Annotated in this window: 18 protein-coding genes and 1 pseudogene; 10 read left to right on the top strand and 9 right to left on the bottom strand. The window is 34.2% G+C overall.

Annotation, left to right across the window (positions count from 1 at the left end; genetic code table 11):
- Positions 1-368 precede the first annotated feature (368 nt).
- On the top strand, positions 369-548 hold the full coding sequence (locus ACIQXF_RS21920) for a hypothetical protein (protein WP_402787653.1): 180 nt from the start codon (positions 369-371) through the stop codon (positions 546-548).
- Between the two features lie 66 nt (positions 549-614).
- On the opposite strand, the gene ACIQXF_RS21915 is transcribed toward ACIQXF_RS21920, so the two are convergent.
- From ACIQXF_RS21915 to ACIQXF_RS21905, 3 genes are all read right to left on the bottom strand, one after another.
- On the bottom strand, positions 615-1,451 hold the full coding sequence (locus ACIQXF_RS21915) for a hypothetical protein (protein WP_402787650.1): 837 nt from the start codon (positions 1,449-1,451) through the stop codon (positions 615-617).
- 2,426 nt (positions 1,452-3,877) lie between these two features.
- Positions 3,878-5,197, bottom strand: coding sequence for an S-layer homology domain-containing protein (locus ACIQXF_RS21910; protein WP_402787647.1), 1,320 nt, complete (start codon positions 5,195-5,197; stop codon positions 3,878-3,880).
- A gap of 60 nt (positions 5,198-5,257) precedes the next feature.
- Positions 5,258-6,562, bottom strand: a complete 1,305-nt coding sequence (locus ACIQXF_RS21905) for an S-layer homology domain-containing protein (RefSeq protein WP_402787644.1) — start codon at positions 6,560-6,562, stop codon at positions 5,258-5,260.
- Positions 6,563-6,768: 206 nt separating this feature from the next.
- Here ACIQXF_RS21905 and ACIQXF_RS21900 point away from each other — a divergent pair, with 206 nt between their 5' ends.
- Positions 6,769-7,317: a hypothetical protein gene (locus ACIQXF_RS21900; RefSeq protein WP_402787641.1), complete on the top strand. Its 549-nt coding sequence runs from the start codon at positions 6,769-6,771 to the stop codon at positions 7,315-7,317.
- Positions 7,318-8,155: 838 nt separating this feature from the next.
- Here ACIQXF_RS21900 and ACIQXF_RS21895 read toward each other — a convergent pair.
- From ACIQXF_RS21895 to ACIQXF_RS21880, 4 genes are all read right to left on the bottom strand, one after another.
- Complete coding sequence (locus ACIQXF_RS21895) at positions 8,156-9,373, bottom strand: S-layer homology domain-containing protein (RefSeq protein WP_402787638.1); 1,218 nt, start codon at positions 9,371-9,373, stop codon at positions 8,156-8,158.
- Positions 9,374-10,053: 680 nt separating this feature from the next.
- The gene (locus ACIQXF_RS21890; protein ID WP_402787635.1) at positions 10,054-11,271 is read right to left on the bottom strand and encodes a type I restriction endonuclease; all 1,218 of its coding nucleotides are present in this window, start codon (positions 11,269-11,271) and stop codon (positions 10,054-10,056) included.
- Between the two features lie 420 nt (positions 11,272-11,691).
- Positions 11,692-12,429, bottom strand: a complete 738-nt coding sequence (locus ACIQXF_RS21885) for an S-layer homology domain-containing protein (RefSeq protein WP_402787632.1) — start codon at positions 12,427-12,429, stop codon at positions 11,692-11,694.
- Between the two features lie 652 nt (positions 12,430-13,081).
- Positions 13,082-13,639 carry a GNAT family N-acetyltransferase gene (locus ACIQXF_RS21880; RefSeq protein WP_402787629.1) on the bottom strand — a complete coding sequence of 186 codons (558 nt, stop codon included), beginning with the start codon at positions 13,637-13,639 and terminating at the stop codon, positions 13,082-13,084.
- Positions 13,640-13,958: 319 nt separating this feature from the next.
- On the opposite strand from ACIQXF_RS21880, the gene ACIQXF_RS21875 reads away from it, so the two are divergent.
- The 3 genes from ACIQXF_RS21875 (at position 13,959) to ACIQXF_RS21865 (ending at position 15,919) form a co-directional block, all read left to right on the top strand.
- Complete coding sequence (locus tag ACIQXF_RS21875; protein ID WP_402787626.1) at positions 13,959-14,390, top strand: BrxA/BrxB family bacilliredoxin; 432 nt, start codon at positions 13,959-13,961, stop codon at positions 14,388-14,390.
- Entirely contained in the window at positions 14,378-15,166 is a 789-nt protein-coding gene (locus ACIQXF_RS21870; RefSeq protein ID WP_402787623.1) for a class I SAM-dependent methyltransferase, read from the top strand. Before ACIQXF_RS21875 ends, ACIQXF_RS21870 begins: the two co-directional genes overlap by 13 nt.
- Before the next feature lie 159 nt (positions 15,167-15,325).
- The gene (locus tag ACIQXF_RS21865) at positions 15,326-15,919 is read left to right on the top strand and encodes an N-acetylmuramoyl-L-alanine amidase (protein WP_402787620.1); all 594 of its coding nucleotides are present in this window, start codon (positions 15,326-15,328) and stop codon (positions 15,917-15,919) included.
- Between the two features lie 53 nt (positions 15,920-15,972).
- Here ACIQXF_RS21865 and ACIQXF_RS21860 read toward each other — a convergent pair whose 3' ends face one another.
- Positions 15,973-16,479, bottom strand: a complete 507-nt coding sequence (locus ACIQXF_RS21860; protein ID WP_402787617.1) for a hypothetical protein — start codon at positions 16,477-16,479, stop codon at positions 15,973-15,975.
- 565 nt (positions 16,480-17,044) lie between these two features.
- Between ACIQXF_RS21860 and ACIQXF_RS21855 the strand changes: the two genes are divergently transcribed.
- The 5 genes and pseudogenes from ACIQXF_RS21855 to ACIQXF_RS21835 all read left to right on the top strand — a co-directional run bounded on the left by ACIQXF_RS21855 (position 17,045) and on the right by ACIQXF_RS21835 (position 20,136).
- Entirely contained in the window at positions 17,045-17,587 is a 543-nt protein-coding gene (locus ACIQXF_RS21855; protein ID WP_402787615.1) for a sigma factor-like helix-turn-helix DNA-binding protein, read from the top strand.
- Positions 17,584-17,739 (top strand): YvrJ family protein, encoded by a 156-nt coding sequence (locus tag ACIQXF_RS21850; RefSeq protein ID WP_402787612.1) that lies wholly within the window; start codon positions 17,584-17,586, stop codon positions 17,737-17,739. The genes ACIQXF_RS21855 and ACIQXF_RS21850 overlap by 4 nt, the downstream gene beginning before the upstream one ends.
- A 12-nt stretch (positions 17,740-17,751) precedes the next feature.
- On the top strand, positions 17,752-17,970 hold the full coding sequence (locus ACIQXF_RS21845) for a hypothetical protein (protein ID WP_402787610.1): 219 nt from the start codon (positions 17,752-17,754) through the stop codon (positions 17,968-17,970).
- Between the two features lie 405 nt (positions 17,971-18,375).
- A pseudogene (locus ACIQXF_RS21840) lies at positions 18,376-18,811 on the top strand (kanamycin nucleotidyltransferase C-terminal domain-containing protein); the annotation flags it as partial.
- A 512-nt stretch (positions 18,812-19,323) separates the two neighbouring features.
- Entirely contained in the window at positions 19,324-20,136 is an 813-nt protein-coding gene (locus tag ACIQXF_RS21835) for a hypothetical protein (RefSeq protein ID WP_402787606.1), read from the top strand.
- 439 nt (positions 20,137-20,575) lie between these two features.
- On the opposite strand, the gene ACIQXF_RS21830 is transcribed toward ACIQXF_RS21835, so the two are convergent.
- Positions 20,576-21,664, bottom strand: coding sequence for a serine hydrolase domain-containing protein (locus tag ACIQXF_RS21830; RefSeq protein WP_402787604.1), 1,089 nt, complete (start codon positions 21,662-21,664; stop codon positions 20,576-20,578).
- Between the last annotated feature and the right edge of the window lie 140 nt (positions 21,665-21,804).

Genomic DNA, 21,804 nt, shown 5'->3' with positions numbered 1-21,804 from the left:
GTCAATCACCGTTGTTTGTGTGTTTTCTTTTTTCTTCTTAAACAAAAAAGTGAGAAAACAGAAAATTCAATCAAAATTTATGCGACGGTAGTGATTCAATTACTTAAAAATAATTTTAAAAAGAGGGTTTTTGTTTTTACATGAAGAATATAATATTAATTTACGATCTAAATATGAATAATAACAATAAAGTAGATATACTATTTTGGAATTGGGTGTGACAAAATTATTTTATTCGTTAAGAGAAATAGGGGATTGAAAACACCTTCTGAACACAATGCCATCAATATTTTTAAGAGAGTGTAACAACCAAAGAAAAAAGACATATTAGTTAGCTTTACTACTGATATTTAAGGAGGTTTAGGAATATGGGTGCAATAATTTCATACTTTGCAGTATTTTTTATGCCTGTAATAGCATTTTGGTTTATGTTCCGATTTTTAAAGCACTTCTCCAAACAAAACGAAGGAATAGCATTAACATCTGTTCTATTTGCTCTTATAATCTGGACTTTTAGTTCGAGTATTTTATTAGCTGGTGGAGGTTAATATGGGGATGCATGAGAAAGATTGAAGGGTGGCTCTAAAAGAGCCACCCTTCAATCATATTTACTGTCAATAATCTTGATGTGTCCAATACCACTGCTTACCTGCTTGCGGAGATTCATCATAATTAATTGAAGCCGAAATTGAAATACTTGGTTTTCCTGAGCCATTAAATCCTAAGGAACCCGTTAAAGCTCCTTGTTTATGGAAGTATTGACCAACCGAAGAGCTGCTATCAGTTCTACCAGAACCATTATGAGCTTTTACTATATCTATAGATCCGTACCCAGAATGGCTAGATGTTTCGTAGTATTTACCATCTGTTCCTGTAAAGTCGTGCTTCAGATCAAATGCCCATCCAATACCATTTCCAGGCTTGTAGTCTCCATACCCTGTATAATTATACGTTACTGAAGAATAGCTTCCAGCAGAGTTAATTCCTCTAGGGGTGTACGAGGACATTGATGAGTTTTCAAGAGCATCCCAATCATCAGACCAAGCAATTCCAAATTTATCCGTCAGATTAAAAGTTGCTCTTTGATTCCAGTTCCAATTGTACGTCAAACGGTATTTTAGGACGCCTTTTATGCCTGATTTTACTTGTACGGTAGATACTGTGCCTGACCAATTATTCATAGCAAAAGGTTGTATTGTATCGTTTTCGCTTAAAAGGCCATCCACAGTATCAAGGACTACAAATTTTGCCTCATCACGATAAAAACCTTGTTTTTGTTCATCTGCAAGAATTGAAATATAATCTTGAGGGAAACCTTGCTCTAGCAGATATTGATCAATTTGTTCCATTGAAGGATTGTTGATTTGCGCAGAACCTTTACTAGGTGTAAATATGAAAATTAAAGCAAAAAGAAAAGGAAAAAGAATACTAATTTTTTTAACTTTTTTCAATTCATCCACCTCTTTATTTTTTTATATTCTAATAGAAATTAGTAAATTTATGGTTCATCACCAAAAGTCCTGGATGACATTTGATGAAAGAACAGATTGATGTAAATGCTTGTTTCTCTTTGTTTCAGATGGCTATCATGATTATTCTTTTATTTTCTAAAATATAATTTGCTATAGCACACTTGCACTCGAGTTAATTTAACAATACCATACATATATGAGTATTTCAACCAAATTTATCCATATTGTAACTGATAATATGGATAAATTTGGCTTCCGGAAAAATTTTATCAACAAAAGTTATGCATGACATTTAATAAAAGAGCCTATTGATGTTGAACGCTTGTTTCTCTTCGTTCTGTCTGGGCAGGATGCACCAGGAAAGCGCTCCGCCAGCCGAAACGGAAATCAATCACAAGTTATAGTGTTCAACCCTTTATAATGTAAAAAAGGAAAATGAAATGAAAAGTATCAGAGTTTGAACAATTTGCTATGTAAATGAATGCTCTAGAACAAGTAAATCGAAATATGCAAAAATTCCGTCATGACTATACGAGGTTATCTTGACCAAAATAATTTAGATAGTTTAAAAATATATTTTCAACCATGAGTGTTGATTATCTAGTTTCTTCCAATGAAAATTAAACAAAAAGAGAAATTCTCATGTAAAATTGTTAGTTACCACACAAACAATTACGAAATGAGGAATCTCTCGTGAACCAGAATAACACGATTTTTACGCTCATTCAAAACTTTCTTTCAGAGATAGAAGGGCAATGGGCCTTAAGCGAATTCGGTTATGTAGAAACGGCCCGAAGATGTACGGTTTCCACGCTCATTTCGTATTTGATTGGTGCCGCCACGAACGAGTGAAAAAGCTTACGCCATGCAGCGGATGTGGGTCCAAGTAACGGTCTTGTTTCGGTGAATCATTCTTCACTTTCTAAACATCTAAAGGCCTCGATTGTGGTATCATCAAACGTATTTTTGAAGTGATTGTCGAAAGCTCAATCGAGCAGCTTGTCGTCAGATGAACATGCCGAAAACGTTATTAGCCGTTGATTCAACTACAATTACAGTAGGCAAAACACGTTTACCCTGGGCTGTCTGTCATGGCGAACGTTCGGGAATCAAATTACATGCTAGTTTAACTAATGAAACTACGATGCCCTTAAAAATCGTAGAAACAGCCGGTTTAAACATGATGGTCCCATTGGCAAATCCCTTGAAGATAAAAGATTTATCCTCGTTTGTGAACGTGTCTACTTTCTCATTGATAAAGTAGATCGTTACCTGAAAGAACATCAACATTTTGTGTTACGTTAAAAGACAATGTGCAATTAGATCGCAAAAAATCGCCATCATGTCGTTCAATTCAAGGATCATGATGGTAGGGTAAAGAAATACGTATTGTTACATGTTTAATGGATATTACCGCTGAAGAAATTGCCAACATGTATAAGTCTTTAGTCTCGTTGGGCGATTGAAAGTTTTTTTCGTTGGATTAAACTAAACTTGAACGTACCTGCACTATTCGGTACAACGAAAAATGCGTATTCAATCAGCTATTCGCAGCCCTTATTGCCTATGTTTGTTTGAAATTTCTTCATAAACAAGGGGTTAAGAAAAACAATACCTAACCCTTATCATTCGCAGGTTATATACGTATGTTTCTTTGTGCTACTAGAATGGCGAATCCGGGTGAAAGAAATTCTGATGTTTCATTGGGACATAAATAATTCAATAACTGTATAATTTTGGTTAATAAACACGTGTGCATTAACAATTATATAAATTATGAAATTGCCTAACGCAATTATTGTGAAGGGCTTTAATAATGAGAAAAGGAAGGTGTTTATGAAAACAGGCACACTATATACACATCATTAATAGGTGGGGTGGATAGATATCTTCGGAGATATTGATCACTTAATAAATGCATTTGTTATATTTTTGTTTATTTCAACAAGTGTATAAATGGATGAAGAAGGATTACGTGATCGCCGTGGTCGCATAAAAGATGAAGTTGAATTAACTGTTTAGGAGAAATTGAAATTAGAGATTCAACGTATTGAGAATGAAAGTGAGCGATTACGTGCAGAAAATCTATTTTAAAAAAAGTTAAATGAAATCGAAAGGAGACGTCGTTAAGCTAAATTCGCTTACAACAATGCTATTTAACGATTCAAGAATTACATCGAGAGAAAAAACTGGCGATTCTTTTACTATGTGAAATAGCTGGTGTTTCGTCGCCGCTTACTATAACCGAGAAGTACCATGACAGCAGGTAATTACGAAGGTTTGAAGCTTATCATTACTTAACGTAATAATAAGTGTAACATTATAAACCCTGCACTTGAGACTATGCAGGGTTCATCCTATCTTGTATTAATATTGGTAAAACATTTTATCTTTCAACACATTTCCTAGTTTATTTTAGAAATTTGAATAATGTTATTAAAATCAGCGGCGAAGGAATAATCGCCAAATTTGAAATAGTCACCATCATTTTCGATTGCTTTAGCTATACCACTTTTTATTTCTTCATCAGTCAACTTATACCCAGAATTACGTACCATTTCATATACGTTTAACAGGTTCTTTTGTGAAGACTCCAAGTAGTTCCTGTCTACAATAGTTGTATTAATATAGTAACCGAATTCACCTTTTTTTGCTATTGTGGTACCAGAATTAATAAATGCAAATATGACCTTTTCGTTTTTGTTTTTATCAAAAATATAAGTACCGTTTTCAAAAGTCTTATAATCTAAATTTGTTGGAAGTTTTTCAACAAGCTGTTTATTTGCAGTTGTAATTTCCTTAGTAAATTCACCTGTATAACTTTTTCTATCTTCTTTTATTTTATCTATATCTCCACTTTGGCTACCAGGAGTAAATTTAATATTATCTCCGTAAATGGTAACCTTTCCACCATAAGTTGAATCTATTTCTTCATTTGCAATATTAGTATTTCCACCAGATGTCTCACTTGCTGAACTTCCTAGTTTTAAACTACTATCTAATTTTGATATTCCATTATTTGCAAGAGCTGCTAAAGCTAAACCTTCTTTATTAGAATGAACATCTTTCGCTAACACGCCAGCGTTCTTAATTGAATTGGAATCCATTCTATATAAAAATGCTACTACTTGTGCTCTTGTTAACGTATTGTTTGACCCAAAATACTTTAATAAATCACTATTTTCATACTGCGGATTTTGTCCAGTAGTAATCCCTTCGCCAATCATATAGTTAATTGAATCGGTCAATGAATTGGCATTACCAGATAAATGACCGATGGCTTGTGCAACAACTCCGCGCTTAACAGACTTGTTTCTTAATCCGCTGTCGAAATAGCCGTTTAAAGGCACTCCATACGTTGCTAATGCATCATAATATGTATCAGACCATAGTGGGGTAGGTGTGAAGTTATTTAATTTCCCTTTATCATCTTTGAATCCGTAAAATTCCGCAAGCATCTTAGCGAATTGTGCTTCCGTTACACTGTCATTTGGGCCAAACTTTCCATTGGGTTTTCCATTACTATCAGTATAACCACTTACAATACCTCGTTGTTGTGCCCACAGAATAGCATCATAAGCATAATGTTTTTTATCAACGTCAGTGAACTTTACATTTGCCTGTACATTTACTGCGACAGTTTCTTTTGCATAAGAAACTGTTGGTACTGCAAGAGTAGATAACAATAGTGTGCTTATTGCAGCAACTTTAATTTGCTTTTTCATTAATTTAACCTCCAAATTTTACCGTACCTAATGGTCTAAGCCTACAATTAAATTAAATCTTCATTTAACATACATAATTTTAATAAAATCAAACATTTTATGAGCTTTATAATTTCTAATTTTATGTAAATCTTCACCATTTAGCTCAATAGATTTATCAACAAGCTTTTTCAATTCATCCATTGTTAAGTCATAACCAATATCAGTTAACATCTTTAAAACCTTTTTTTTATTTTCTTCAGATTTTTTGAAGTAATCGGTTCTTATTTCTACACTAGTATCAAAATAATCATAATTTGCCTTACTAGCTGTTGTTGATTTTACCTCTGTAAAAACTAATATTTCTTCTTTATCGTTCGATTTATCAAAAACATAAGTAAAAATATCAGTAGTAGCAAAATCAAATTTACTGTCTAAATTTGTTACTAAGTTTTTATTCGTAGGGCGTGTTTCTTTAGTAAATCCTGTTTTCTTTTTTAACTCCTCAATCTCTTTTAAATTATTACCAACATCACCACCAGAACGAGTTACTTTTACATCTCCATACGTTATGCTGATTCTTGTATCTTCTATAGTTACAACAGCATTATCTCCAATCGGAGTATCACTACCTAAACTACCTAGCTTTAAACTACTATCTAATTTCGACATCCCTTTATTTGCAAGTGCTGCTAAAGCTAAGCCATCTTTATTCGTATGAACATCTTTCGCTAACACTCCAGCATTTTTAATAGAATTCGAATCCATTCTATATAAAAATGCAACTACTTGTGCTCTTGTTAACGTATTGTTTGACCCAAAATACTTCAATAAATCACTGTTTTCATACTGAGGATTTTGTCCTGTAGTAATTCCTTCGCCAATCATGTAGTTAATTGAATCCGTTAATGAATTGGCATTACCAGATAAGTGGCCAATTGCCTGTGCAACAACGCCACGTTTAACAGATTTATTTCTTAACCCGCTGTCGAAATAGCCGTTTAAAGGAACCCCATACGTTGCTAATGCATCATAATATGTATCGGACCATAAAGGAGTAGGGGAGAATTTATTTAATTTTCCTTTATCATCTTTAAATCCGTAAAACTCAGCCAGCATCTTAGCGAATTGTGCTTCTGTTACACTATCATTTGGACCAAACTTGCCGTTAGGTTTTCCATTATTATCGGTATAACCACTTACAATGCCTCGTTGTTGCGCCCACTGAATAGCCTCATGGGCATAATGTTTTTTATCAACGTCAGTAAATTTTACATTTGCTTGTACATTTACTGCGACTGGTTCTTTTGCAAAAGACACTGTTGGTGCAGCAATACTTGATAGTAGTAATGTACTCATTGCTGCTATTTTCATTTGTTTTTTCATTTATTAAACCTCCAAACTTTAATATATACATTATCTTACTATGAAGATTAATTTTAGGATATATTATTTCGTAATCCTGATAATTTATAAATAGGCAGGAGAACCTTATGCTAGTGTTCTTTCATCAAAGGTTTTAAGCAAACTGCCAAACAACTATAGTGAAATCACTTCATTTTCTGTATATTGGTATAGGAGGAGGAGATTTAATGGCAAGAAAATTGATTTTACCATTACTTTTATTACTAGTTGTTTTGATGTCTGCGTGTAGTCAGGATAGCAACAATGGTGGAGATGTAAATGTAACCATTCCAGCTACTTTTTTTGAGGGACAAGACATCGATTCTGTTATTTCTAAGGCAAAAAATAGTGGGATTAAGGAAGTCATTAAGAATGATGATGGTTCTTTAACTTATAAAATGTCTAAATCAGAGCACGAAGAAATGCTGAAAGGCTTAAAAGAGGGCATTATAGCAAGTGTAGATGAAATGAAAGCTAGTGAAGATTTCAAATCTATAAAAGATGTGACTTACAACAAATCCTTTTCAGAATTCACGCTATCTGTAAACAAAGAAGAGTTTGAAAATAGTATGGATGCAATGGCATCATTAGGGCTCGGTTTAACAGGCATGTACTATCAATTATTTAATGGTGTGGACAAAGAAGATGATAAAGTCAAAGTAATTTTTAAAGACGAGTCGAATGGAGAAATAATTAACACAATTGTTTATCCAGATGATTTAAACAATAATAAATAAGCTAAAAGGCTGGAACAAAAGTGTTTCGGCCAACAAAAATACCGAACTATCCAATGGAACGCTCATGAAGTGTTCCGGAATAGTTCGGTTTTTCTATTTATCGTATTTTGTTTTAAACCACCTTATAGACAGGAGGAGATTTCGAAGGTTTAAAAATCATCATTGCACAGCGTAGTAACTAATGTTTGTTTCAGTAAAAGCGCTAAAACCAGCAAAGCTAAACATTTAGCCGAGCGGGTCTTTTTGTTTAGTATTCTGCAATTATGAATATACTAAATAGAGTATAAGTAATGAAAAACAAAAAATAAATATACCAATAAATATTATATTAAAGGTTTCTATATTTTTTTGATTATACTCTGGAGGGTGATTAAGTGTAGTTGTAAATATCTTTAGTGAGGACGTATCCTCATCAACAATATCCTCCTTCGAAATTGGGATTTTTTCAATTACTGAATTGCAATATTCACAAACATATAAACTGTAACCATCTTTATTTACTTTTTCAAATGAATTATTGGCTAAACAATTAGGGCAATTCATCAATGACATTCTCCTCTCTATTCATATCTACTATTTTCCATTTTAAGAAATTTAATTATGTATGTACATAACAATAAATCTAGGTACTGAATTAATTTTGAGACTGGGATCTTTTATTTTTTCTTAATCAGATCACTCCTAGATGAAATAGCTAATACAATGAAAGAGGGTAAAAAAGCATGAACGCTTACTATGAATATAAGGTTCATGCTTTTTTGATTTCTTGCTATATCAACATTTTCAGAAAATTGCGGTCTTGGGCTTTACTGTTTTTTAAAGTATTTTATTTCTAAAATTATCTATGAATATTTATCTCTTTTCCACCATCTAAATTATGTAAAATGTGTACTTTTTCTCTTTCTACACCAATGGTTTTCGAAAAATCTGCATCATTCAAAGTAACACCACTTAAGTCTTTAACAATGCTTTTTACAAAATTTAAATCTACACCTTTGTCATATATAAAACTATACTTAACTGAACTGCCTTTACTATCTATCACAGCTAAACTAAAGCTCTTTGTGAAAAAAATACCATCGTAAGCATTGGAAATTTCATAACCATTCTTCTCAAATAAATCAATTGTTTTACTAGAAAATAATGTAGCTACTTTATTTAAATCAGTTACATTAACATCTTTAGCAGTTGCACTATCGCTTACAGGTAATTTAGCACCACTAAAATCAGGTTTATTTTCTACAGGAGGTTTTGAATTATCACCGTTATTATTACCGCCATCACTTGCAGATGTTTCATTTCTAATATTCCCCAGTTTTAAACTGCTATCTAATTTTGACACAGCTTTATTAGCAAGAATAGCTAAAGATAAACCTTCTTTGTTGTTATAGACAGATACAGCAATACCTTCAGCTCGATTAATTCCAATATTATGCATACGGTATAAAAATGCAACGGCTTGAGCACGAGTTAACGTATTGTTAGCTCCGAAATACTTAAATAAGTCACTGTTTTCATACTGAGGATTTTGTCCTGTAGTAATCCCTTCGCCAATCATGAAGTTAATTGAATCCGTTAATGAATTGGCATTACCAGATAAGTGGCCAATTGCTTGTGCAACAACCCCACGTTTAACTGATTTATTTCTCAAACCACTGTCCAAATAGCCGTTTAAAGGTACTCCATAGGCCGCTAATGCATCATAATATGTATCAGACCATAGTGGGGTAGGTGTGAATTTATTTAATTTTCCTTTATCATCTTTGAATCCGTAAAACTCCGCAAGCATCTTAGCGAATTGTGCTTCTGTTACACTATCATTTGGACCAAACTTGCCGTTAGGTTTTCCATTATTATCGGTATAACCACTTACAATGCCTCGTTGTTGCGCCCACTGAATAGCCTCATTGGCATAATGTTTTTTATCAACGTCAGTGAACTTTCCATTTACTTGTACGTTAACTGCGACTGGTTCTTTTGCAAAAGACACTGTTGGTGCAGCAATGCTGGATAATAGTAATGTACTTATAGCAGTCACTTTAATTTTGTTTTTCATTGGTTTAACCCCCAAATTTTCCTTAAATCGTATATACATTATCTTACTATTAAGATTGATTTTTGGGTATATTTAATTGTTTTCATTGCTGAAAGGGTGAACGGTAAATGTATGAAAGCTTCAAGTGAGTATCGGTGAAATGGAAACATAATACAATGGTGAAAAAACTTGCTATAATACCTTTGCGAATACATATGAAAGAGGGTAAAAGCACGAACGTTTATGATATAAGGTGTCAGATTTTGAAGAAACCTTAATATATCAACGTTTATAGGGGATAAATGAAGCTGATTTTGCAAAAAAGCAACATTTATTCTCTAAAGGAGTTTTTTGAGGAATTCATCATCGAGTAGTGCAGAAGCATGCATCTCAAATAAATAAATCAATATAGAGAATGTGAAAATGCAAATAAAACTATAATCGGAATAAAAAACTTACAATACACAATAGTATAAAATTTACATAACAATATAATTAAGGACATGCACCTTTACATGTCCTTAATTATATTTCCTCGTTATCTTTCAAAAGCATATCTTACGGAGCTTCTGTAAATCCTCTAAACGACTCCTAGGTAATTCCTTGTACCATTTTTGCAGGGGAGGGTTGTTGGCAAAAGCCTAGTATTTAGCTTAGTCTTTTTTAGGTTCTTGTAGGGGAGTTCGGCTATTTGATTTATTTTAAAAAAATTTCTCCGTGTCTTCAATTTTAGAAATAAGGTTAGGGATGTCTCTAAATGATAGGTTGTTTAGACAACTTTTCAAAAAGTACGTAGTCTCATTATTTTTTTTATTTAATCTAGAACCTAATCGTGCATTAATAAAACCAGTCTCTTTTAAAATAGGGTTTTCATCCAAGAATTTTTCTATTTCGCTTGATTTAACTGTATATAGTTTTATATCTTCCATTTGATTAACATACTGCCCAATTAAATACCCAACAATTGTTGTCCCCTGTGTTACAACTGATGAAATAAAGAAATCACTTGATGGATTACCTTTTTCAACTGAGTATTCTTCTGATGTTAGTTTTAATAATTTTATGTAAGAATCTGGATTGGGAAGTACAATTGTTACCCCCTCGAACTCTTCAAACTTCCCTAGTGAGTCAATTTCCTCCTGAGTATAGTAAATCTTTTTATCATCTTTTGTAATACCTTCTACTTTGGTAGCAGAAACCTCTTGAGAAGGTCGTAATGTATCAATATTAAATTTTTCACTAATTACTTCAGATATTGCCTCTTGAATACTTTTAACTATTAAAGGTCGGGAGGTGTTAATAAACTGTTGAGTTACCTTAAATTTAAAGCGCTCTTTAATAACAAATTTAATAAAATCATCATTTGGGCAATCAAAAATTTCTTTAATCACAGATTTAAATGACTGAAAATATATTAAGGATTCAGCGAGTGTTTTTACTGTTTCGTTATCATATAAATTTTTAGAAAACTTAATTAGATTTTCAAAATCTTCTTCATTATGATTTATAATATTAAAAATAAAAAAGGGCTTAGTATCCATTATATTTGAGTTATTTAAATCAGTAAAAAAGTGATATTCAATTCCATTTGTTAAGATACCCAATTTAACACTAGGGAACGTACTGAAATATCTACTTAATTGTGGAGCGCTTTTATTGATTTTATGATTTATTGATTTTGCCTCAATAAAAATACGAGGTTCCCCATTTATAGAAATAGCATAGTCTACTTTTTCATTTTTTTTATGAAAATCAGCGGTGAATTCTGGAGTGACTTCTTGAGGACTATAGGTATCGTAACCTAACCCTTTAAGCAAGGGTAAAACAAGAAATTGTTTTGTAGACTCTTCATTTTTTATCAGCTCACTATTTTCAGATATCACGTTATTTAATATCTCTATAGTTTCTTTTAGATTCATTTTTACACTCTCCCTTTGTGTTTGAATTAATGCAAGGCAACTATTTTGTATATTCTCTGTAAGGTAGTTGAATAGATTGGGTTATCGTTCCCAAGCCCAGCCATCTTCATTTCAATCATGCTTTTCTTATGAAGGATGTGAGGATGCTACATCGCCTGAATAAACAGCTCTCATGCAGTCAATTATTAAATTTTTTTATATTAGTAGTTAATAGTTCTTGCGAAGATATACCTATAACTTAAAATAATATAACATAAATAAGTAATATTTCCAAAAATGGTGCTATTATACTTGTTTATTTTGAGCCTGGGCAATTTATTGTACCTTTGTTACCGTGAATGGGAAGACGAAAATAGGGCTGAAGTAAAGACCAAGCGATTCTAACTATTTAAACACTGTTTGTTCATCTATATTATTTTTTCATTTAAATAATAGCGATTTATCAATTTTTAAAGTTGCTTCACTTACGGATTGTTCTAATGGTTTTTCTGATAGTATTAAGACTTTTAATGTGTCATGTAATTGATTTATACCTGTATTGTTCATGCGATATAAAAAAGTCACGATTTGAGCGCGTGTTAAAACATTTTCACTACCAAAATATTTTTGAAGATTACTATTTTTGTAGTCTGGATTTTCTCCCACCGTAATTCCTTGATTCATTAAATAGGATATAGAATAGTCTAAATTCGTATTGCCATTCGTTACATAACTAATCGTTTGAGCAACTAACCCCCGCTTAACTGGCTGATTGCGAGCTACATTATTTTTGTACCCATTTAACGGTACTTCATAGGTAACAAGCACATCATAATATAGATCAGACCAAGTCGCTTTTTCTACAGCTAAATTCCCTTTATAGTCTTTTAGCTGAAGGAATTCTGAAATCATTTTTGCGAATTGTGCTTCTGTTACACTATCATTTGGGCCAAACTGGAGTCTTCCTTTACTGTCAGTATAACCACTTACAATGCCTTGTTGCTGTGCCCACTTAATAGCCTCATAAGCATAATGATTTTTATCAACATCATGAAAATTTTCAATAGCAACTGCATGAGGTTCTTCTTCAGTAGGTTCATTCGCAAAAGAAACTGTTGGCATAGCAAGGCTGGATAGCAGTAATGTACTCAATGCCGCTACTTTCATTTGTTTTTTCATCAATTTGACCTCCAAACTTTACTTTTATTGATATACATTATTTTACTATGAAGATTAATTTTAGGGTATATTATTTGTTAATATCCTGTTTTCATACTGTGTCCTCGTTAGTTAAGTGTAGGATGGAAAGCTGTTGAATCTTTTGATTTCAGTGTTAAAACAGCACTAGTACGTACTCAGCTTAGGCAAATTGATACTTAGACATAGAAAGCAATCATAGGTCACGTCTAGCATGGGATATTGCAGTTGTCCTTCCATCCACAATTTTTATATGAAGTAGCTACACTTAGTCGAGTGGGAGCTATTGCACTTAAGCTTGGCATTACAGGGGCGGTTATTGGGTAGGGAGTATTGACCGTCCTCATTTCGAAGTTAAAACAACTTGGAAAATGCCTGCAGGATATAAATTAGAAGGACAAGTAATAGTTCCAACTAGTAGCGCATTTACAATCCAATTAATTGTAGAAGACTGATAGATAAATCTTGGTTAGATAAATTTGAAAAGGTTGAGCTCACAGCAGGCGATTATGATGGACTATAAATCATCATTGCACAGCGTAAAAAGTAAATTAATAAAACCAGCCAAGCTAATTTAGCCGAGCTGGTTTATTATTAAAAAATGTAATGCTTATTAATATGTACGGAATACTTACTAACTTTTAGCATATTCCCATTCACTACGTAAAATACCCATTTTAATAGCATCGTAGTATTTACCGTCTACCATTCGCGCATCCCTTATTCTTGCTTCTAGTTGCATTCCTAATTTTTCAGCTACTCGCATCATTCTTTCATTGCCAGACCAAGTAGACATACCTAATCGATGAAGTGGAGTATTTTCAAAAAGATAGTCTATCCATAAGCGATAAGCCTCAGAACCATACCCACCATTCCAATAATCTGAATTATATGTAACAATCCCTGTTTCAAGCCAATTAGTGTTTTTGTCAACCCAATAAGCACCGACTGTTCCTATAAATTGGTCATTTACTGCCATGATTAAAGTACTTGGAACATCTTCAAATAATTCTTCATCGTTTGTCCATGCATTCAAAAACTCAGTTTTAGTCAAATGTTTTTCTGAAATATATGGCCCATTCCATTGCTTAGCTGCTTGTCCCTCATCAACATATTTCCAATAATAGATCTCGTCTATATCAGCAGGAGAAGCTGTTCTTAAAAGTACCTTTTCTCCGATTTTTTTTATCATTATCATCTCTCCCTTTTACCACATATACAATATTTTACCACTAATATAAAATTTGGGGTATAAGGTAATCAAATGCACGAAGTTTAAAAATAGGGACACTATTATTATGAGCCCTGTTTTATACCGTGTTAAAACTATACAAAAATCAAATCCATTTTTTAGGTGTGTAACAGCCCTAAACAAAACAACCATCCGTTACACAAAAAAGTCACATTCCTTCAGAAAACCCATGAAATAAGGCAAAAAGCATGTCTTTGTACATTCGTGAGAAACCTTGCTATAATAGGCTTTGCGAATACATATGAAAGAGGGGAAAAGCATGAACGCTTACGATGAATATATGAAGCAGGTTGTGAAGCCGATGCGTGAGGAGCTAGTGGAGGCTGGGTTTGCGGAGCTGACAACGGCTGATGTAGTAAATGAATTTATGGCAGAGACGAAGGGGACTTCGTTAGTGGTGATTAACTCGGTTTGTGGTTGTGCGGCGGGGTTAGCGCGTCCGGCAGCTCGTGAAGCGATTGCGGCTGTAAAGCCAGATAATTTGGTGACGGTTTTTGCGGGTCAGGATCCGGAAGCGACTGCTGCGATGCGTAGCTATTTTGAAGATGTGCCGCCAAGCTCACCATCGATGGCGATTTTAAAGGATGGGGAATTGGCATACTTTATTCCACGTGAACAAATTGAAGGATTCCCAGTGGAGCAAATCGTTGCACATTTAACAGGTGTGTTAGAGCAAACATGCGAGAAATAAAGACAATTGTTACGACAGCGGGCAGGCCAGACGATTTATCGGAGGCGCTCGCTGCTTTCGCATGTCAACAATTAAATGCTTCGTTCGAGCCAAGGAAAAAGCGTTCTGTTCGAAAAATTTCACAGGAATTGCAGGCACATGTGATTGTTGCGGGTAAAAATCGTTATGACTATTATGCTTTTGGGGCGCAAGAGCCGTTTTTCTTTCATCCCAATTCAGCGGCGTTTCGCTTAAAGCGTGTGGCTCGCGGGGAAGTGGAGCCATTTTTAGAAGCGGTACAGCTGGAAGAAGGAGATTCTTTGCTTGATTGTACGCTTGGGCTTGCGGCTGATGCGATGCTAGCAGCCTATACGGTTGGTGAAGCGGGTCGAGTTGTTGGGCTGGAAGCAAATCCGAATGTTGCTTTTATTGTTGAGCAGGGGATGCAAACCTATGATACGATGGAGCTTCCGCTAACTGCCTGTATGCGACAAATTGAAGTGGTACAGGCTGAAGCCATTGATTATTTAAAAACCTTGCCAAACAATACATTTGATGTAGTTTATATGGACCCGATGTTTGAAGAGGTTATTGAAGAAGCGAATAACTTTGAAGCATTACGCTTGGCAGGGGAGCATGTGACATTAACAGAAGAATGGGTAAACGAAGCGCAACGAGTGGCGAGAAAACGCGTAGTGTTAAAGGCGCATTTTCGCTCAGAATGGTTTGCCAAATATCATTTTCAGCAATATGAACGAACAACGGCAAAGTTTCATTTTGGTGTTCTTACTATCTAGAAAAGAGGCGTGTTCTATGGACTTGCCTCTCTTATTTGTACTTTTTATATTTTTTTCATATTAGGTTGTGTTTCCTCTTTTAAATTTCCCTATTAATAATAGCAAGTCAATCACCGCCATGATTTCCTTGCTAAAAAATTTGAAAGAGGTGCTATAAAAATGGCAAACATTGAAAAAATAAAGGTTTATATTGATCCAGGGCATGGTAATCCGTTCCCTGGAGCGTCTGGAAATGGGCTTATTGAGCGTGATGTAGTTCTTCAAATCGCTAATGCTTGTAATACGCAATTAAAAGCGTATGGAGCAACAACTAAAATGAGCCGCACTACAGCTTCAGGATTAAGCACAGATTTAACCACAGATTTAAACGCTCGCGTCACTGGTTCAAACTCATTCGGTGCTAACGTTTTCGTCAGCATTCATAACAATGCTGCTACTAATACTTCAGCAAATGGGGTAGAAACATTAATTCACTCACAAGCAAGTAGTTATAACAGAGCCTTAGCAGCAAAAGTAAACTCCGTTGTTGCGGTACGAACTGGTATGGCTCAACGTCCAACTCCCGTTGTAGAACGAAACGATATACGAGTTTTATACCGTGATAATAATGCGTGGGCAATCCTAGTAGAAGTGGGCTTTTTAAGTAACGCCTCTGATGCTGCTAAATTAAATACTGACGCGAAATGTACAGTAGCAGGGAAAGCTATTGCAGAAGCAATTCAATCTTATGTAAATAGCTTACCAGCAATGTAATTTAACAAAAGACATCGAGTACAGATTAAATCTGATATTCGATGTCTTTATTACTAAATATCTCCGATATAGATATATTGGAATTTTCCATCCTTATCATATATAAAAGTAACTAAATATCTTTCTATTTTCAAGTCATCTAGGTAATAACCTATTTCTATAGCTTCAGATTGGATATTTAAGTTAGCAACGAACATCGGTAAAGTGGCTTGTTCAAGGGGGAATCCAGCGCTATTTATGTCATTAGCTTTTGTAAATATTATTTTACCATCTGAAACTTCAAATTCAGCACCATATTCCGTTTTAAGTTGATCAAATTTTTTTTCACTAATTAGTTTCATAATATGTCTTGAAGTTTCATCAGCACGTTGTAGATATACACTATAATCACTATTCAATTTTTGAATTTCTTCTTTTAAGCTTTCATTTTCTTTTTTAAGTTCATCTATTTGAGCTTCATAGTCATCAAGAATAGAGGAGTTTATTTCCCCATCATCATTTGTACAGCCAATTAATAATAACAAGAAACAGAAAATTATACTAAATCCCAAATTTCTCATATTATACCTCCTCGTATATTAGTAGTAAGAGCTCTTTCCGATAGAATTTCCAGTTGATCCGGACAGCTGGGGGATCTGTTGGATTTCCTATAGGAAGTGGTTGCCGTTTGGCTTCCTCACTCTTTTTATGTTTTACCTGTTTAACCCCTGTTTTACCGAGGGAGCCAAAAGGAAATCATCATTCATTTATAAACTTTCATGAACATAATGCTCACAGGTGCTCACCTGCTTATTTGTTGTGCTTATAGATATACACAATATCATTAATCCCTTTTTAAATCCATCAGCTATTCTGATATTTTGGAATATTTCAAACTATGTAATTTGGTGTCATAGAATAATCACGAATATCGATAAAATTATAAATATCTAAATAATTTTTGTAATCAGGTTGTATTTTTCGTTTTTAAAGTCCCTTATAAATATAAGTGCAAAAATAAAAGAGATATAAATCTAGAATGTAGTTCTTTTTTTGCCAAAAACAGAATGTGTATTCTTGAAAAAATGGGAATTATATTTTTAACTCTAAGATGGGGACGTAAATTCCTTTTAAAGGGGTGTTAGTATGTATCAATTAAACGAGAGTATCATTAACAGTCCAATTTTTGAATCATTTATTGTGACAAAAGAAAATGAAGCACTTTATAAATCATATGTAAATGAACCTTCTTTAGCCAATAAAGAAAAACTAGAAAAAGCATTTGCAACTCATACTAAGCAGCTCCTAGCAATCAGTTATTTAAAGAAATTAATTTATTTCGAGTCGCGCCGTTTTGATAAAAAAAGAAAAGAATTTGAAAGAATACAACCTGTTATTTTAAATGCTCCAACAGAAGAAAACATCACTTTAATCGATATGATTGCAGATAAAAATTCAGATATTTATTTCCAGATAAGGCTGGAAGCAAATATAGAAGAGGTGATTACAGATAGCTTACTTTTTGATGCTGTTCGTAAATTATCTAAGAGACAAAAAGAAGTTCTTTACTATCGTTATGTATTAAATTGGAATGATCCTATGATTGCCAAAAAATCTAAAGTATCACAACAGGCTATAACCAAGAGTCACAAAAAAGCCTTACAAAAACTAAAGGAGGCGTTAAAATGATTGATAATGATTTTATGCAAATTATAGGGAATTTTGGATTTCCAGTAGCGATAACGATTTACTTATTAGTACGTTTTGAAAATCGATTAGAATCATTACGTACTTCTATAGACAACTTAACAAAAATTATTGCAGATTTAGAAAAGAAATGAGAGTGATCACAAGTGAAAAAAATAGGGGATTTCACAGAAAAGGAAGTTCTACAAGTAATAAATAAAATAGAACCAATTATCCGTTATTCCTTAATTCAGACTAAACCAGAGCTTAGAGATGATTTAAAACAACATTTATATGAGCTATCGCTAAACACATTAAAAAAGGTGAAATTTAAGGAACCGAATAGTCTTTTCTTGTATTCCAAGGGGGATAATATCAAAAATTAAATGCCAGTCTGCTTTTATCTATCAAGTAGGAATTTCTTAGATATTTAAGATTATTATAGGGGAGGGCATTTCCTTCTCGGTTACAATTCTCAATCAACCCCCTTCGTGTTCCAGATAAATTCCTTCGATTTCAAATTTCTTTATAATATTTTTTTCATTTAACACGACTGTTGATTATCCGTTTTCTTTCAATGAAATTACATAAAAAAAGAGAGATTCTCATGTGAAATAGTAATCACTACAAAAACTGTTCACGAAATGAGGAATCTCTCTTGTCCAAGAATCACGTGATTTTTACGTTACTCAAAAATTTCCTTCCACTAACCGATTCAAGCGATTTCAGTAGAATTCGATTTCATTGATACCGCCAGAAAATGTACCGTTTAGATACTCATTTCCTATTTTTATGACCCAAAGGATTTTTTTCTCTGAACTTAAAACAAAGGCCAGCTCAGTGGATAGCTTGATTTTTAAAGAAGCTATCTGCCGAACATTAGTGGAAGAAATGTATGAATACATGGGGAAATTAAGAAATATAGAAGTGCAAGGTCCAAAAACATTTTTACCGATTTTGGCGATGAAAATCGCAACAGCTGGTGCGATGATTTTGGGTTTACACCATCAACGCTATTTTACAACTTCCGCGCAAGTGCTACTTGAGGCATTGACGTTTGCAGATCAACCAGAGGGGTTTGATGTTCTTTGTGAGCTGGTGATGTTTGGACAGCTGTCAAATCCACAGCAAATTATCGCTGTCTCTGAGAGCTTTTGGCAAGCTTTATTAAATTGGTCTGCTCAACATGGGTATTCTATTGAATGTTCAACTGCTATACCTTGGTAACTTAAAATAAAGTGTTTACTTTTAAAAATCTCTGTGGTATAATATAAAACGTGCTATTTTAGGTGGCATATTTCCGTAATCTGGCATTCTGCTTTTTTGTTTTTGAAGATACTTATTCACACTGGCGCATGCTTTGGGGCTGCAAGGACGCAAAAGAAGGTTGGGTTTGCGTTGCTTAAGTTAGAAGGCACACAGTGGAATTTTACCGCGGTGATGAAACGAATTTTTGTTTCAAGATAATATTCCCCAGATGATTGGGTTGAGACTTTTACAATTTACGAAAATGTTACCTATAAATACTAAAGGGGTGGCTTCGCAAAAGCGAGGCTGCCCCTTGCCTAATTCAGCACCTTTTTTCGCGTATATAGTGGAAAAAGGTGCTATTTTTATTGGTATACATTACCGTTTACTCTCTTAATTAAATAAGTAATAATAAAAGAAAGAATTTTGATAAAAGTTGAAATTCTAGTATTTTCAAATGACTGAAAAATCAAATAAGGCGAGGTATGTCTATGGAAAAGATTCTAGCAATTCATGTACTAGAGAAATTAAAAGAAGTGGCCATGGAAACACAAGAAAGTTTGGATACACTTGTAACACGTTATCTTCATGAACGATTGCTTTACCGATTATCGATTTCTTCCTACCAAGATCAATTTTTACTGCAAGATGATTCTTTATTAGTGGCATTTACAGATGGTTATGTAAAGCCCTTGCAAGAAATTACTTTATCAGTAAGGCGAACTGCACAGGCGAATGACATTATTCAGCAAGCCTTTAAGGAAATTTGTGCGATCGAATTAGAAGAGGAAGGTATTGTATTTTTAGGGGATGAACTAGAAAGTATCTTACAAAATGACGTCATTTATTTGAAAATCCCTGCTAGCGTAGGGGAGAAGAACACATACATAGAAGTAAAGTTGTGGCTAACAGATCAAAACCCGTTGGCAGCGCAACCAATAGCATATCCGACCATCCTCGAAATGCCTTCTCCAGTGCTTGTATCAGCGGCACCTGAATATGCCATTGCACTAACATTTGCAGAAATGTATCAATACCCTGCATTTGAGCACAAGGCCTCTATTGATGTTTTTGCACTTTTAAAGAAGAAGCAAAAACTAGAAGGGCGTGTCTTACAGGCATGTATCGAAGATGTATTTGAACAAAAACGCATAACAATTGAGAAAGAACACCCACTATTCATAAAGCCATTGAACGATGCCGGCAAGCAGGTACAAGAATTCTTGAGACCTATTCATGATGTCCTGCTGATGGAAGATGAATTTTTTAAACAATGGGATCATGAATTACAGGCTTGGCAATAAAGTAAAACGGTACAGAAAAGATAAAAATGAAAAGTCCGCGAACAAAAGATTCGCGGACTTTCTTTGTAAAAAAAATTGTATTAGTTCGTGAAGCATTAAACGAGACAACAACGTTGATTTATCAACGTTTACACGACTTTTCAAATTAATTAGCCCCACTTCAGATTTCTAAGCTTCTACTGACATTGACAGTTCTTTCAACTCTTTGATTGCATGTCCAGAAATCTCATAAATCATTGTTGGGGTATAGCCTAAAGGTTCCGCATACTTTTACGTTTTGCCCGCTTTTTAATAAAATTGTAGCATGGGTGTGGCATTTTCATGTTATGTTTAGGACTGTTTAGTTTGTTCAATAACTTCCCAAATTTAAAGCCCTCTAGAGAGAAGGGCTTGAGTTTACTAAATTATCTTTATCAAACTTGAGAAAAGACTTTTATAATCAAAGTTTCTCTTCCCAAATCCAAATTGGCTGCTGACGAACGATGGATGTAAGATTACGGTTGATTCTTTTTGAATTCACCGTCATCTCGTTGCTAAGAACGATCACTGTTAATTCCTCGTCATTTAGCCGTGTAACATAATGACGGAAACCACTTGGATATCCTCCTGGATGTCCAACTGCTTTTTTCCCCATGACATCTTGAGTGTACCATCCATAGCCATATTGATTGGGAAACTTTTTAGTATGGGTCGTACTCATCAGTTCTGATGTTTCTTTGCTTATCAATTCATTATTACGCAAGGCTCTGTCAAACAGTTCTAAATCTTCAGCAGTAGAAATGATATCCCCAGCCGCGTACGCTACAGAATTATGCATTAAGGGTCCGGCTTTCCCCTCTACATGTCCAACTGCTTTCGGTAGACCATCTGGAACCGTAAACATAGAATTAAACATGTTGCTCGGCTCAAAAATATGCTCTTCTATATAATTTGCATACGCCTGTCCGCTGACTTTTTCAATAATAAGTCCCAACATCACGTAACCAGTATTACTATAACTAAAGCTTTTACCTGGGGTAAACTCTAATTCAGAATCGCTAACGGTATTTACAATATCATTTGGATTCCATTCTTTGCTGTAGTCAAATTCGGAATTCCCCTTTAGATAATCCGGAATTCCCGAGCTATGACTTAGTAGATGACTTATTGTAATAGTATCTCCATTCGGAAAGTCCGGAAAGTATTGCGAAATTGGATCATCTAAGTGTAGAAGTTCCTTTTCTACTAGCTGCATGACTGCTACTGCAGTGAATGTTTTAGATAATGAAGCAATCTGATAGAGTGTGCTTGGGCTATTAGGTAAATCAGTGGCTGCCAAACCATAACCTTTTGAAAATAAAACTTCACCTTCCTTTGCAATTAGGACGCTTCCCTGAAATTTTTCATTTGTCAAATATTGATCGATTTTTTCAGAAACGCTTCCAGTTAAATTACTATGGTTGTTGCGTCCAAATAATAGCAAAGCTACTATAGATACGATTACAATAACAAGGATAGTAATAGAGGAAATTTTCAGGGGTTTTTTCATATGTATACCTCTCATTCTATTTCTATATAGATTATTAAACACTTCTTATGTGCGCCCGGCATGCGTATGAACTATAGGGTGCAAGTCCCGAACCCCGAAGACAGAAGTAGAGGTTAGCCAAGAGCAAGGGTGTCCGTGGT

Source organism: Lysinibacillus sp. NPDC097231 (assembly GCF_044761885.1).
Taxonomy (GTDB): Bacteria; Bacillota; Bacilli; order Bacillales_A; family Planococcaceae; genus Lysinibacillus.
Note: the sequence above shows the minus strand (reverse complement) of the source record. Positions and strands in the feature narration are given on the sequence as shown.